Origin of the sequence: Microcoleus sp. PH2017_05_CCC_O_A (assembly GCF_020738785.1) — a bacterium.
In the GTDB taxonomy this organism is placed as follows: domain Bacteria; phylum Cyanobacteriota; class Cyanobacteriia; order Cyanobacteriales; family Microcoleaceae; genus Microcoleus.
In genome coordinates this window covers 1-15,198 of sequence record NZ_JAEQCB010000137.1, presented here as the reverse complement: position 1 = coordinate 15,198, position 15,198 = coordinate 1, and the positions used below count along the sequence as shown (strand labels likewise).

Genomic DNA, 15,198 nt, shown 5'->3' with positions numbered 1-15,198 from the left:
TAGAATTCATCAAATAATCTCGTCCGGGTTGATTCCCCGATCGCGCAAATACTCAGCCAGTCGATCGGCTCGTTCCCGTTCGCGATCGGCTCGCTGGCGTTCTACTGCTAACTGTTCTACGCCCCACAACAGCAGATTTCCTGATTCATCCCACCAGCGCAACCAATAGCCTGTACGCTGTTCTTTCTCCCCTCTCCACGTTCCTAAATACAAACCAAAATCTGCCATCCAGTGACGACCTTCCTCATCGGGAAATTCTAGTACATAGTTGCCATTTTGCAAGCGATATACTTCCAGCAATCCAGTTTCTGGGTCAAAAATGATGTAAGTTGGGACTTGCAGAATTTGTTCGTAAAAAAACCACTTTCCCGGAGGAAAAGTACGTTTAGTAGAATATTCCCCGCCGTCTGTTTCCGACAAAAATTCCATCACAATGGTCGGGATTTCTCCTTCCAAGTTTGGGGTGTAACTTTTGCGGTCAATTCTCGACTCTGCGGGCAATACCGAAGGTACGTAAACCCAATCTGGTGCTTTGATAACTAACTCGCCGTTGACAGTAGCGCAAATCCCAAAATTGCTGGCAATCAGCATTAGTGGGCCGATTAATCCTCTCAGTTCTAAGATTTCTCGCAGTGCTCCAGCAATTAGCGGTTGACCTGTATTCTCCACTGGTTTTTCTTCTAATTGGAAATCGTCTGGCAACTTCTCCCAAGTTACGGTCAGGGCGATCGCTTTTTGTTTGGGGTTATCTTGAGTAACGACCATGACTTTATTTTCAAAAGTTTGATGTCTTATCATAGCACAATGTAAATTTTAGCGAAATTATCTGGTACAATTAATTTCATTAAATCCCAAACAAATATGAAAATATTACATTTAACCGTAGCTTTATCAAGTTTGCTAATCTCGCCGATATCGGCTCGCCCTTTGATTGCAGACTCTACAAATACCCTTGCTCAAAACTCACTAATTAATGAACCATTTTGCTACCTAAAAACCACCGAAGGCAAAATAGTAGACTTAGGCAAGTTGTGCGAAAAACAGCCATCGGGAAGTTCCCCAACTTGCATTACCGGTGCTAACATTGCGGCGAAAGTGTCAATTGCGACGGCAAATTATGACGGCAGCTTTTTCAGCGGAAAAGTGTTGAATCAAGGCTGCAAAATTATCAAAAATGTCAAAGTCAACTATGAAGTTTTGGACGAGTCAGGCAATTTAATAGACAACGGATTTATCGATACTCAACCCGTTAGTCTTGCACCCGGAGAATCGGCCGCCTTTCGGGGTGCAGTTGTGGCGGGGGCTAAAGTACGGGCTACTCATGCTGAGGGTCAAGAATGATTGCGAAGATTTGCCCGATCGCTGATATCATATTCTGGCTCAGATATCTCTAAAAACAGAACTTGCGAGGGCAAAATATCTTGAAAGCTCGATCGACATACTGGCAAATCTTACCCTACCTCCGTCCCCAAAAACAAACCATCGGTAAAGCATTAGCTTGTACCGTAGTCTTTACCATATTTTGGCCAATAATCGCGTGGCTGGTTGGTGAAACCGCCAAGTTTATAGGTAAAGGAGATTTAAAAGGGTTTGCTCAAATTGCTGCACTCAGCGCCATCATATTTCTAATTCGTGGTATCGCCCAGTACGGTCAAGATACGCTGATGGCAAAAGCAGCTTTGACTATTGCTTTAGAAATCCGCAAAAAAGTTTATGCACACCTCCAAAACCTCAATCTCGGCTACTTTGAAACTGCCAAAACCGGAGATTTATCCTACCGCCTCACAGAAGATATTGACCGCATTGGCGAAGTCGTAAATAAATTTTTTCATCAATTTATCCCTTGTGTTTTGCAGCTAATTGCAGTCATGGGATATATGATTTATCTTAACTGGCAATTAACTTTGGGTGCATTAATCATTGCACCGTTAATGGCTATATTAATTGGCTGGTTTGGCGAGAAACTGCTCAGTTACTCGCGAGAAAGTCAAAATCGGATTTCTGATTTATCCGCTTTGCTAACAGAAGTATTCAGCGGCATTCGTTTAATCAAAGCATTTGTGGCGGAAGACTACGAAATTGCCCGCTTTGCAGAAGAAGCCGAACAAAACCGCCGCGCTAAGTATTTGTCAGAACGCATAAAAGCACTCCAGTTCGTCGTAGTTGGCTTTCTGGAAGCGATGAGCGTGATTTTGCTGTTTTTCCTCGGTGGTTGGCAAATTGCTCAAGGAAATCTCACTGGTACGCAATTTATCAGTTATATCGCCGGAGTAGCGCTGTTAATCGATCCGATCGCAATTACCACTGCAAATTACGGCGATTTTAAGCAGGGAGAGGCTTCTAGCGATCGCATTTTTGAACTTTTAGCCATTCAATCAACAGTCGTCGAAAAGCCTGGTGCGATCGAACTTCCCCACGTTACCGGAAAAGTCGAATACCGCAACATTAATTTTGCCTACCCCCCTCAACCCCCCCTTGATAAGGGGGGGCTAGGGGGGGTTCCGATTTTACAAAGTATGAGTTTACTCGCACTTCCCGGAGAAGCGATTGCGCTTGTCGGCGCATCCGGTGCGGGGAAAACTACGTTAGTAAACTTGTTACCCAGATTTTACGATCCGCAAGCCGGACAAATTTTAATTGATGGGATTGATGTTCAAGATGTGACATTAAATACGCTGCGCCGACAAATCGGAATTGTACCGCAAGAAACTATTTTATTTTCGGGTACAATTGCTCAAAATATTGCTTTCGGTCAATCTTATTACGAACTGAAAGATGTACAGAAAGCTGCGGAAATTGCTAACGCCCATCAATTCATTACTGAGTTTCCCGACGGCTATCAAACTTGGGTAGGAGAAAGGGGTGTAAATTTATCGGGCGGACAAAAACAAAGAATTGCGATCGCCCGTGCAGTCTTGCTAAATCCGCGAATTCTGATCCTCGATGAAGCGACATCGGCGCTAGATTCGGAGTCGGAAGCTTTGGTGCAGGAGGCCTTGGAAAGATTGATGCGCGATCGGACTGTGTTTATTATCGCGCACCGTTTGGCGACTGTGCGGAAGGCTGACAGGATTTTGGTCTTGGAAAAAGGTAGAGTGATGGAATCGGGAACCCATGAGGAATTGCTCGAAAAGGGCGATCGATACGCTCGTTATTACGCTCAACAATTTAGTCAGTAGGGTATCCTAGAAACCGGGTTTTTGGCGGAATCTGCTGGCCTCAAGGAAGTATTCAAAGGAAAAACCCGGTTTCTGACTACTCGCGCGTAAGTCATATCAAGAATGGTACAATAAGTTATCCAACTGGAGATTTACTGATTCCAGTTAAAAAGAAGAGGCCGTGCCAACATGATTCAAACCACAGCCAAACTACTAACATTCGAGGAATTTATAGAGTGGTATCCCGATGGCAAAGGACGTTTCGAGCTACGAGATGGAGTAATAGTTGAGATGAATCCAAACGGCGACCATGAGGAAGTTACAAGTTTTCTCATCCGCAAAATTAACGTAGAAATCGATCGCCTTAATCTGTCTTACATAACACCATCAACCTATTTTGTCAAGCCTCTAGGAGCGACGACAGGATATCAGCCAGATATCATAGTATTAGACAAGCCAGCCTTGATTTCGGAGCCACTTTGGAAAAAATCATCGATTATTACCCAAGGTAAATCTGTTAAACTTGCGATCGAGGTAGTTAGCACGAACTGGCAAGATGATTACTTGGTTAAAGTGGCTGATTATGAAAGATTGGGTATCCCGGAATATTGGGTTGTGGATTATGCTGCTTTGGGTGGCAGACGCTTCATTGGCAATCCGAAACAACCTACAATCTCGGTTTATCAGTTGGTTGAGGGGGAATATCAGGCTAGCCAGTTCCGAGAGGGCGATCGAATTTTATCCTGTAGCTTTCCCGAACTTAATTTGACTGTGGAACAGGTTTTTGGATCTATCCAAAGAGAAGAATAGGATTGTTTTGGATATGGAGATTTAGACGCACAATGGCAAATGTAGACCTTTATCGGCAACATATCCAAAATCTACTCTCCCAACACGCTAGTCTGGTGTGGGATGAGCGAATTCAGGCTCAAACTATCTTTGATATCGATCGCGATCATTATCAATTAATCTATGTAGGCTGGCGCAATCAGCGGCGAGTTTATGGCCCGGTGTTGCACCTGGATATTATGGATAATAAAATCTGGATTCAGCAGGATGGCACTGAAGTGGGTATTGCTAACGAACTCGTTGAATTGGGAGTTCCCAAAGAAGATATTGTACTTGGGTTTGACCCGCCGATGATGCGAAAATTGAGTGAATTTGCGATCGGATAACTTTAACCAAAGAAACCGGGTTTTTGGCCGAATCTGCTGGACACAACGAAATTTTATCGAAAAAACCCGGTTTCTGAACCCGCGCGTCAGTGGCGTAGTAAAAATTTCATTCTAAACCGTCTCTCGTCTCCACAGACAACTGATTTCTGACTAGCATAAAGTCCTCCGAGAACATATTTAAACTATCAAAAAAAGTTTTCCAAGCATTTTCTTGGGCGATCGAGATGTGTTCTGGTATAATCACAAACACTTCAACCTCTTCACCCACAGAACCAGGTGGCACTTGAATTTCAAGTTTATTTCCTGCAAGAACTTTGGTGGTAATCCGTATTGCTGACTGCATAGTTCCTCCTTGGCGATGATTAATTTTCCACAGCCCCTAAAGCTTTGAGGGTGGCTTTTTCAACTTCCGTTAAACCCGTAACTCCGGTAATATTCATGTTTTCATAAGGTCTGTCACTTTTCAGTATTTTGAGGCACTCACCCGTCCCAGCATCCCAAATTATAATTGTGCCATCCCGACAGCAAGCAGCAATAATTTTTCCATTTGAACTGAAGGCAACTGAGTTAATTCTACTGGTATGACCTTGCAAAATTTTTAGACATTCACCTGTACGGATATCCCATATTCTTACCGTTCCATCTACACTTCCACTAGCAACTATTTTACCAGAATAACTAAAAGCAACTGAACGTATCCAATCAGTATGCCCCTGCAAAATTTGGAGGCATTCACCACTCTTGACATCCCATAATCTTACTGTTCGATCGATACTTCCACTGGCAAGTATTTCACCGTTCTGACTAAAGGCGATTCCGCGTGCCCAACCCGTATGCGCCTGCAAAATTTGGAGGCATTCACCACTATGGATATCCCACAGCCTCACCGTTCCGTCAAAACCTGCACTGGCAAATATCTCGCCCAAAAAACTGAAAGCAACCGAGTATACAAAATTGTTATGCCCTTGCAAGGTTTTGAGGCATTCGCCAGTAACGATATCCCACAGCCTCACCGTTTGTTTATAACCTGCACTCGCAAGTATTTCACCATTTGGACTGAATGTGATCGACCGTACTTCATTGCCAAATTCTGGCAAAGTATGAAGGCATTCACCACTGCGAATATTCCACAGCCTCAATGTTTCGTCATAACTACCGCTGGCAAGTATTTCACCGTTTGGATGGAAGGCAACTAAGTGTACCCGATCGAGATGCCCCTGCAAGATTTGGAGGCACTCACCAGTGTTGACATCCCACAGCCTGACTTTTTTCTCGTCATCGCCGCTGGCCAGCATTTCACCGTTGGGACTGAAGGCGATCGACATTACTTGATTGCTATACCCTTGCAGTGTATTCAAGCATTCACCGCTGTTGATATCCCACAGATTCAGCGTTTGGTCGTAACTACTGCTAGCAAGTATGTCACCCCCAGGATGGAAGGCAACTGACCCTACTTGATTGCTATGTCCTTGCAAAGTATTCAAGCATTCACCAGTGCGGATATCCCACAGCTTTGCAGTGCGATCGTAACTTCCACTTGCAAGTATTTCGCCATTTGGGCTAAAGGCGATCGACCGTATTTGATCGAAATGTCCCTCCAAAGTTTTGAGACATTCACCGCTACCGATATTCCACAGCTTCACTGTTTTGTCGCCACTGCCACTAGCAAGTATTTCACCAGTAGAATTGAAAACAACTGAAAACACATTTTTAGTATGTCCCTCAAATATTTTTAGACATTCACCACTGTTGATATTCCATACCCTTATTGTTTGGTCACCACTCCCAGTAGCAAGTATCTCACCACCAGGATGGAAAGCCACTGAAAATCCCACTTTAGTATGGTCTTGCAAAATTTTGCAGCATTCGCTAGTACGAATATCCCATAACCTTACCGTGCCATCAAAACTCCCACTGGCGAGTATATTTCCATCAGGATTGAATCTGACAGACATTACTGATTCGGTATGTCCCTGCAAAACTTTTAAACATTCACCAGTTTTGACATCCCATAACTTAATTGTTTTGTCATAACTTCCGCTAGCAAGTATCTTACCATCAGAACTGAAGGCAACTGACTCCACTACGTTGCTATGTCCTTTACAGGTCAATATTTCTCTGCAACTGCTAGCTTCCCACAAGCGAACTATGCCATCAGTATCACCTGTAGCTAACAGTTTGCCATCAGGACTAAACATTACTGACCGAATACTGCTGAAGATTTTAGTAAAAGCAGAATTAGCTAAATTCGCTTCAGCAAAGTTGACGCGGCGCAAGCTAGCATTTGTAAAATCAGCACCTAAAATAACTGCACGAGAAAGGTCTTTTGTTTCTAACGCAGTGCGATCGATTTTCACCAACAGCGTCGCCGCATTCCCTCCCACATAACCCACCTCGCTTTCAGTTTTTCCCCGCGTTTCTTCCATAATTTCTAGTAGGGGCGACTTCTCTAAAGCCCCCCTTCTTAAGGGGGGTTGGGGGGATCTCTTCTGGCTAACATCGTCACTATCCTCTCTCTCTAATAGGAATTCGGGGGTTCTCTCGTGATTGGCATCGTCACGATCCCCCCCGGCCCCCCTTAACAAGGGGGGGGAAATAACCTCCAACATAGGTAACAACAAATCAATCACTGCTTTCGTCAGTGGCGCTTGTCCGAAACTCTGACGAAGTTGCCCTAAATCTTCAGCAACAAATCCCTTGAAAGGCGCGATCAATTCGTTCTGATTTCTCTTCTGCGCCTGAAGCCGACAATAATTAGACCAAGTGTATAATTGAGCCTCAACATCAGGATCTAAACAAGACTGTTCCGGCGCAACTAATTCGGTAAAATCTGCCGCTAAAACTCCCAATTCCGCCGCAAATTTATAAGCGACAAAAAACTCTAACAGCGAACGGTGCGCCGGAGTATAATCGCCGTCGGCATTGCGGATTAGCATCGTTTGACCCATCATGTCATAATGCCAGTGGTCTAAGTCTTTTTCCTCCTGGACGATGGCACCAAACAGGCCGCGAATGCGATCGGGAAAACCGCGATAATTCAGACTCATTTGGTCGGTAGACAGCATTTCCCAAGACAGTTCGCACAAAAAGTAAAGCTTATCTGCTAAAGAAGTAAAAGTGCGTTCAGCTTTGATATCTCTCTCTATCTTCCGTCGCACCGCATACAGATATATCCGCGACATATCGACTGGTTTTCCTGCTTCAATATCGGGCAATGCTTCCAAAATTAACTCAGTCATCACCGGGCGGCGCGCTAAATCTAATAAGTGCGGGTTTCCCATCACTTTTTCGACAGTAGTTGCTTCTGTTTGAACTGACAGCGCTTGCCGAATTTGCGCGTCGTTAAATTTCTCTAATTCTAAGACTTCAAATTGGGGAGTTTCGCCTGTTAAAATGGTTGTTGAAGCTTGCAGTTCTGCATTGAACAATGCCCGTCCTTCCTTGCCTTCAGGAAAGTGTTCGGTGCGGCAAGTCAGGATAACTTTCGCACCCGGAACGACGGCTTTTGCTAGTTCCCAGAAGTTGTTGATGGTTTCTTGCCGATCGCACTTAGCGGCCATTTCATCAAAACCATCGAAAATCAACAGAAACTTACCCATCCGATTTAGTTGTTCAAAAGCCGAATAACCCGCCAAAGGTATCTCGTGTTTCCGAAAGAAAAACTCAGAAAATAGCGACTCCACACTAACAGCTTTAGCATAATCTCTCAGGGGAATTACTAACGGCAAACGCGGACGTTCTAAGCCGCGCTTTTGAGCTTCTTTGTAGCGTTGCAGCGCCATCCAAGCATAGTGCATCGCAAACCAAGTTTTCCCGGTTCCAAATTCTCCTAAAACTGAAATATGTTCTTTTACTGGGTCATCCAACCACAAATCAATATAACCTTCAATCCACCCATCTCGATCGCCATAATGACTCACTCCTATTTTGCGGTGAGTATCGGGGTCAATTTCTTCTTTCGTACAAGCTAGCGGCACATATTTCGTATCAATTCCTCGGCTGGTAATTTCAGTTTCTAGCCAATCCAGATAAGCGGTAAAATCGGCATCTTGATCCAGCAATTCATCGAAGGTATAGCAAGCTAGATCGCGATTTTCATCTTTTTCTACCTCATCCCGCGCGGCGCGACTGATGCGGCGGGCGGTGACTAACCAGCCTTCATCGGTGCGCTGCTTTTCCACCGACTCGCGCAAGGCTAAGATGTCCCTGAGTCCGGCTTCTCCGGCGATACCGCGTACTAAAATGCGATCGTACTTTTTGCGTCTCACCGGAACATTGATAATCCATTCAAAATAGTTATCTTCCGAGATTTGATAGGTTTCAAATTGATAATTTAAGGTTTCAAACCAACCGCGCACTTGTTGTGATAAAATAAAAGCTTGAGACTTTTGAATATTCGTTGATGTGGCTGCGGGAAGTGCGGGATAATCTTCGGCTTCCAACCGCGCAAACTCCGTGCGAATTCCTTCGAGAGTGGGAAGGCGTTCGATGCGATCCATTACCATAGATAGGCGTTTTTGCAAAGAGGCGATCGCATTTCCCACCATCACATCGCCGATCGATCGCGTCCGCTTTGCGACTTCCATAAACACGGCCGCAAATGCCATAAACTCCCGTCTGGGGTCAATGCCTAAATCTCGAAGTTCTTGGCCCAAAGCAGACTCATTGAGAAAGTCATCGCCTGCTTGAATTAAAATTGCTGGGCTATCGGACTCGAAGGCTTTACGAAATGCTGATTCAATCTCTTTTTGGCGAAACAGTTCTAAAATCTGCTTGGGTTTGCCAGCGCCGTATTCTACTAAAGTATAAACGTAAACTCCGCTAAAATCGGCTGGCGGTGCATCGGGGTCGAGGTTAAATCTTTTTAATAATTTGATGACTGTTTCGTTGCGCTGAAGCTTGTCTTTGATGGTGCCGAAGGGAATGGCTGTCAGGAGGCTGATAACTAAGTCGAGACTAATTGGGATCATTTAGGCTTTCCTGTTTTTCCGTGGGAGTAACGCTCAAATCTAGAATCGGTAGGCTGTGTCCCTGAAATGCGCTGCGGGCGATCGCACATTGCTCTATTTTTATGTTAACAGGATTTACGCGCTTCAACCAAAGAAACCGGGTTTTTACCGAATCTGTGGGCTGCAACGCGTCTCTTCGTGAAAAACCCGGTTTCTGACCAACCGTTGGCAAGTTATATCCAGTTAATTAACTTAGCATTTTTTTCTCGATTTGACAACTTCAAAACAGAGAAAAAACCGACATATATTGTAGTAAAAAAAGCTTTGATATTAGTTGTCGTTTCATAGTGAAAAAGTTAAAATATAGATAACTTACAAATAAAACTTGCTATCTATGAAAATACAATCTTCCGTCTTAGTCCACCTAGGATTTGGCAAATATGTGCGATCCGATCGAGTAACAGCAGTAATCCCAATTGAAGAAGAACGGGGCCCGGGCCGGCGCACTTTCGTGCACGTAGACGGCGAAGCAGACCCGATCGTTGCTTCGCGCGCCGAAGATACAATTGTTCGCGATTTGGTGCAGGAACCGCGCGAAATAACTCAAGCCCGCCAGCAACAAGAAATCCTCCAAGATTTGCTGGCAGATTTGAACAATGTTAACGTCACCGTGCGCCGCATCAGTCGCGATGAAGGCGGCCTCGATCTCGAACTTTTAGAGCGCCGGATTCGCCAAATCTTAGAGGCATAAAAAGAAAAGACCGCCCACGCGGTCTTAAGGTATGTAGTTGCGCTTCAGCGCTCTTTCATATCTAATTAAGCTTCAGCGCTCTTTCATATCTAATTAAAAGAGCGCCCACGCGGTCTTAAGGTATGTTGTTGCGCTTCAGCGCTCTTTCATATCTAATTAAAAGAGCGCTGAAGTGCAACTACGTACCTCCAGAATACTGCTCTTTCATATCTAATTAAGAGAGCGCTTTCATCGCAACTACGTACCTTAAGAGAAGAGAGCGCTGAAGCGCAACTACGTACCTAAGAGCGCCCAAGCGCAACTACGTACCTAAGAGCGCCCAAGCGCAACTACGTACCTTAAGAGTTGCCTAGGTCATGTTTAAGTTAAGGGTTTCATTGTCACTTCAATGTCAGCTAAACCTGTCAGTTTTTCCACGGGTACATCTTCTTCAACTCGCGGTATGAAAATAGTTAAACCTCCGGGAATGCACTCAATTGAAAGCGGAGTCATGCCGACAATTTCTCCATCTACAACCACTTTTTGAGGCGGATCGGCACTGATTTTTACTTTTTTTGCGCGCAAATAACCGATGTCGTCGCGATCGGTAGGATTGCCGCTCAACGCTGTTTGTAAGAGGTGATAAGAAGCTGCGATCGCCCCTGCTTTATTTTGAGGCGCCACCAGCGTCACGTCCAGCAAGCCGTCATCGAAAATAATCCCCGCGGGGCCTTGAGCTAAAATGGAAGTAGGCGGCGCTGCATTCGCCACTGTCACGGCCACCGCAGTAACGGTGATGATTTTATCTTCGGTTTCGATTTCGGCTTCAAATCTTTCTAAATTGTTTAACTGTTTGATTCCCGAGAGAATGTAGGCCAGCATTCCCCAGCGATTCTTCATTTCGCGATCGGCTAATTCGACAGTTTCCGCCTCAAAACCCACTCCAGCTAACAAAACCATCGGCATTTTACCGTTACACATCCCCGCATCCACCACCCGCGTCAACCCTCCCAAAATAGTTTCGCAGGCGGTTTCGATGGTATTCGGAAGATCCAAAGCATTTGCAAAAGCATTCGCAGTTCCCCGCGAAATAATTCCTAAAGGGATATTTGTCCCCACAATGGCGCCCGCAACTGCTGATAATGTGCCGTCACCCCCGGAAGCAATAATTTCCTGAACTCCTCTAGCAACTGCTTCGCGGGCGAGTTGATCTGCATCTAATTCTGGTGTTGTCAGCCGAATGTCTAAGTCAATAAACGGCTCTAACATTTCTTGAATTGTCGCTAAGTCTTGGTCGGGGTCGCTGTTGCCGGCGACGGGATTAAAGATTAGGCAAGCTGAACGTTTCATAGTTGGTAAGGGGTAATTGGGAATGGGGAATTGGGAATGGGTAATTGGTAATTGGTAATATTATTTCCTGTTGAGATACAACAATTAAATTGGTTTGTAGTGAGGACTTTCGTCCTTATTTTCCTGAGGACTAAAGTCCCCACTACAAACCTAAAACCAAATAGGTTCGATCGTTCGGACTTTAGTCCTTCCCAATTTTTGCGGACTGAAGTCCTCACTACAAACCTAGAAGCGAAAGTTAAATTACAAAAGGTTCGATCGCGATTTCCTGCCATTTCCCCTCAAATCGTTCGACAACCAAAGGTCGAACTCTGAACTTGGGGGGAGTCCCGTCAAGAACATCAATCCGCAAACACGAATAAGGACGGCGTTTGTGGGAACCTTCGCCGCTGCGGCCGACAAATAGCAAAGATTCCGCTACCCGCCGGCTGGCTGTTTCAGCACCAGCCTCGCGCGCCAACCGATAAGCTTCCGGGCTCGATGCTTCCTGCAATATCGGCCCTTCCGGGCGCTGACGCCGCAGGCTGTGGCCGCTTCCCCCGCAGACAATCCAATTAATCCCAGAGTCGCCGTGTCCGGTATCCCCAGTCCGCAGGTATTCCAAACAGTGGGCGTGGCCTGTGAGTACCAAATCTACTAGGGGACGCCCCCGCGCCTCCTCCCCAACTGCATCGGCCACCGCATCGAGTACCTCGCGCAATCGCAGCCGAACTGCCAAAGTTTGAGCTTGATTCCACTTTGTCGCCTCGGTTACGTAGGGGGGATGGTGCAAGTACATTACCCGCCCCCGCACGTCTGAATCTGCCCAAGATGCAATCAATCGCCTTTTGAGCCATTCGAGTTGTTCAACGTCCGTGGAGGCTGTTCTGTCGGGCGACAGTTGTTTGTCGATATCCATCAGCATTTCGTCAACTTGCTCTAATTTGGCGCTCAAGTCGTCTAGCTTTTCGGCTTCTTCGGGAATTTCCGGGTTTAGCCGATCGGACATTTCGAGCATTTCCAATTTTTCTTGTTCCAACTTTTGCCGATCGAGTTCCAAATTTTGGCGGCGAATCTCGCCCTCTTTGGTTTTCGGGATCGGTAAGGGTTCGTTGAAGGTATTGGAGTCGAGGGCGAAGAAGTCGATACCCCCGCTGCGAAACGTGTAATAGCGGTTGGGTAAGCGGGTAAAGCGTCCGGGTTGGTAGCGGATGCAGCGGCCTGTGCTGGTGCTGGCGGTGTAGTGGGCGTCTAGGTGGCGATCGAGCTCTCCCGGCAATTTGTGAGCCCTCAGGTAGTCGAGAAAGGCTTTGGCGTAGGCATTTCCGATCTCCGAACCGTGCCAGCCGACATCGAGATCTAACTTGGAACCCAGCAGCCTCCGCAGCGGCAAAGCAGTCGCAGAGAGAATTCCGTAGAATATCGGCAAGTCGTAGTAGTCGTGGTTTCCCGGTACGGGCAAAAACGGAAAGTTGAACACCATGCGATCGTAAGCAATCCGAGATGGTTGCTCGCCGCCGACGATAAACTCTCGGTAGGGGCGAATAAAGTTTTGCAAGTAATATTCACTCGAACCCACCAGATAAACTACATCGCCCGTATGCAGAGCAAAACGGCAACTTTGGCGTTCCCGCAGCATCAACTCGGCAACCTGCCGCTGCGGGTTGTGGCCGCGGTGGTTGCCGGTGCCGCTGTCGCCTGCGACTAAAAATGAAAATTCAGGACAGTCATCGGTTCGATCGTCCAAAACCATCTTAGTTTGGTCAATTCCCCGATCGGCGATCGACTTTTCTTGCCACCGCACCCGCTCGTTCATTTTGCGGATTTTGACTGTTATTCGCGGGTCGGACACGAATTTCACGCCACCTAGTCTCCCAAATTGCTCAGTTCCTAGTTAATCTTGCAGCGATCGCACGGGTGTTTACCTCTGTCTAAAAGCTGAACATCGCTCGATCGCTGGCGCGTGCGGGCTACAACCAGGTTTCTGCTTCCCTAGAAGTCGATCGACCCAGATTGAGAAAAACCGCGTTTTTTTGAGATTTAGCGATCGGGCGGTTGTAAACTCACTATTGTTAAAAAAAATGCAACTGCTTTTGCTTTGTCGGCGATCCAAACCCCGATAGTCATAAGTCATTCCCAATCCTGCAATTTTTCAATCCTGCAATTTTTCAATCCTGCAATTTTTCAATCCACAATCTAAAATCTAAAATGGTATCCGCTCAAATCTAATGTTATTGATGATACAGAACCTTTTAGTTCCCAGAATCGCGGCAAATTTTTAATTTTTAATTCTCTTCTGGCGCTCTCTCCCTCTCTCCCTGTATTCCCCTCTGGCTTTTACCCCCCGATCGGACTTCTGACAAAAACAAGTTTTCACTCACGAGCGATGGCACGATCGCAGCGCGTTTTGATACCATTCAATCAAGCCCAAGACAATCAGGGAATGTAGTGGAGGTGCGTAAATGGAGCTTTTCGGAGAACAAAAACGGTGTCTGGATGCTTTGGTAGCGTCGATCGAGCAATTGGGAGGTCGAGTAGACATTCCGAAGCTGGAGCAGATAGCAGAGCTCATCATTCAAACGATGAGGGGGCCTTGGCGCTACTTTCACACGTCGGAACACATTTTTGAGGTCGGAGGGTCAGTCGATCCGATCGAGGTACTGGCTGCGCTGTTTCACGACCTCGTGTACGTCCAAGTCGATCAGGGCGTAAGTTTCAATATCAGCAGCGCCCTTTGTCCTTTTGTCCAAGAAGTGCGATCGCAGTTAGTGATTAGAGATCGAACCGAACTACCCGACGATGCCATGTATCACCTGGTGGCCTCTGTCTTTGGGTTTGTTCCAGGCAAGATTCTCTCTCCGTTTGCCGGCCAGAACGAATTCTTGAGTGCCGTGATTGCTGCCAAATCTTTGGAGCCTTTTTTGCCTGCAAGTACGATCGCCGAAATTGCCGCTTGCATCGAAGCTACGATTCCTTTTCGTCCGATTTCGGCCAGCGGTTTGAGTGCGATCGAACTTTTGCACCAGCGCTTGGTAAGTGTAAATCGCGATTTGAATTTCGGATGGACTGATGCCGAAACAGCAGAAATTGTCAAGCGTTCGGTCAGGTTAGCCAATCGGGATGTAGAGAATTTTGCCTCTCCAAATTCCTCTAATTTCTTAGACAATACCTGGAACTTGATGCCAGAAACCAACCACGAATTGAGCAATGTCAACTATACCGTGGGTGGATATCGCAAATCTCTGCAAAAGATGGAAGGATTTTTAAACTTCCTCAAACCAGAACTGGTTTTTCAGCAGTTTATGCAAGAACCCGACGATGAAACCTACGCTCACATGATTGCCCAAACCAGGAAAAATATCGCAGTTGCTAAACTATATCTGGGTATTAAACTAATTACCATCGCCATTTTAGAAGCTCTTTCCTACCGTTTGGGGCGCGACATTCCGCTTTCAACGATGATGGGAGAATTGCGCGCACCAGGATTTAAAACATCGGTTTTGGAAGATTACTTGCCCAACAGACAAATCGCTTACCCCTTAGAAAGTCAGTTAGAAAAAGAGGTTTTAGATTTGTTAGCAATAGGACGCAATCAAGAATCTCCCTATGATATTAAAAACTCCCCCGTGGCTACGTTTATTATCAAATCTATCGGCTTTGCGGAAACCGAAAACTTTTTGAAGAAAGCTCAAGAGTTTTTTGCCGGTCACATTTCGTCGGAAGAGTTTTTGTCTTACTGCGCTCCCGATGTCATCGAGACCATCTCCTCCGGGGTTATGAAACTCTTTGACAGCAGGAAGACGGCTTTAGGAACAGTTAAGCTAGCTCACCAAACAGTTTCTTAGCATATGTTGGCA

At 46.0% G+C, this 15,198-nt stretch carries 12 protein-coding genes; 6 read left to right on the top strand and 6 right to left on the bottom strand.

Annotation, left to right across the window (positions count from 1 at the left end; genetic code table 11):
* Positions 1-9: 9 nt before the first annotated feature.
* Positions 10-765, bottom strand: a complete 756-nt coding sequence (locus JGK20_RS25865; protein ID WP_293179527.1) for a Uma2 family endonuclease — start codon at positions 763-765, stop codon at positions 10-12.
* A gap of 96 nt (positions 766-861) precedes the next feature.
* On the opposite strand from JGK20_RS25865, the gene JGK20_RS25860 reads away from it, so the two are divergent.
* The 4 genes from JGK20_RS25860 (at position 862) to JGK20_RS25845 (ending at position 4,333) form a co-directional block, all read left to right on the top strand.
* Positions 862-1,341 (top strand): FxLYD domain-containing protein, encoded by a 480-nt coding sequence (locus JGK20_RS25860; RefSeq protein ID WP_293179530.1) that lies wholly within the window; start codon positions 862-864, stop codon positions 1,339-1,341.
* An 80-nt stretch (positions 1,342-1,421) separates the two neighbouring features.
* Positions 1,422-3,179 (top strand): ABC transporter ATP-binding protein, encoded by a 1,758-nt coding sequence (locus JGK20_RS25855; RefSeq protein ID WP_293179533.1) that lies wholly within the window; start codon positions 1,422-1,424, stop codon positions 3,177-3,179.
* Between the two features lie 168 nt (positions 3,180-3,347).
* Complete coding sequence (locus JGK20_RS25850; protein WP_293179536.1) at positions 3,348-3,968, top strand: Uma2 family endonuclease; 621 nt, start codon at positions 3,348-3,350, stop codon at positions 3,966-3,968.
* 32 nt (positions 3,969-4,000) lie between these two features.
* Entirely contained in the window at positions 4,001-4,333 is a 333-nt protein-coding gene (locus JGK20_RS25845; protein WP_293179539.1) for a XisI protein, read from the top strand.
* A 106-nt stretch (positions 4,334-4,439) separates the two neighbouring features.
* Here JGK20_RS25845 and JGK20_RS25840 read toward each other — a convergent pair whose 3' ends face one another.
* Genes JGK20_RS25840 through JGK20_RS25830 form a run of 3 tightly spaced genes read right to left on the bottom strand, consistent with a single transcriptional unit; the run spans position 4,440 to position 9,469 of the window.
* Entirely contained in the window at positions 4,440-4,676 is a 237-nt protein-coding gene (locus JGK20_RS25840; RefSeq protein ID WP_293179542.1) for a hypothetical protein, read from the bottom strand.
* Between the two features lie 19 nt (positions 4,677-4,695).
* Positions 4,696-9,303, bottom strand: a complete 4,608-nt coding sequence (locus JGK20_RS25835; protein ID WP_293179545.1) for an NACHT domain-containing protein — start codon at positions 9,301-9,303, stop codon at positions 4,696-4,698.
* Entirely contained in the window at positions 9,290-9,469 is a 180-nt protein-coding gene (locus JGK20_RS25830; RefSeq protein WP_293201166.1) for a hypothetical protein, read from the bottom strand. Before JGK20_RS25830 ends, JGK20_RS25835 begins: the two co-directional genes overlap by 14 nt.
* A 207-nt stretch (positions 9,470-9,676) precedes the next feature.
* Between JGK20_RS25830 and JGK20_RS25825 the strand changes: the two genes are divergently transcribed.
* On the top strand, positions 9,677-10,033 hold the full coding sequence (locus JGK20_RS25825) for a hypothetical protein (RefSeq protein ID WP_293232610.1): 357 nt from the start codon (positions 9,677-9,679) through the stop codon (positions 10,031-10,033).
* Between the two features lie 360 nt (positions 10,034-10,393).
* On the opposite strand, the gene JGK20_RS25820 is transcribed toward JGK20_RS25825, so the two are convergent.
* Together JGK20_RS25820 and JGK20_RS25815 are read right to left on the bottom strand one after the other, a co-directional pair.
* On the bottom strand, positions 10,394-11,362 hold the full coding sequence (locus JGK20_RS25820; protein ID WP_293179551.1) for a YegS/Rv2252/BmrU family lipid kinase: 969 nt from the start codon (positions 11,360-11,362) through the stop codon (positions 10,394-10,396).
* A gap of 238 nt (positions 11,363-11,600) precedes the next feature.
* Positions 11,601-13,157 carry a metallophosphoesterase gene (locus JGK20_RS25815; protein WP_325315047.1) on the bottom strand — a complete coding sequence of 519 codons (1,557 nt, stop codon included), beginning with the start codon at positions 13,155-13,157 and terminating at the stop codon, positions 11,601-11,603.
* 646 nt (positions 13,158-13,803) lie between these two features.
* Here JGK20_RS25815 and JGK20_RS25810 point away from each other — a divergent pair.
* On the top strand, positions 13,804-15,186 hold the full coding sequence (locus JGK20_RS25810; protein WP_293232608.1) for a hypothetical protein: 1,383 nt from the start codon (positions 13,804-13,806) through the stop codon (positions 15,184-15,186).
* Positions 15,187-15,198: the final 12 nt, after the last annotated feature.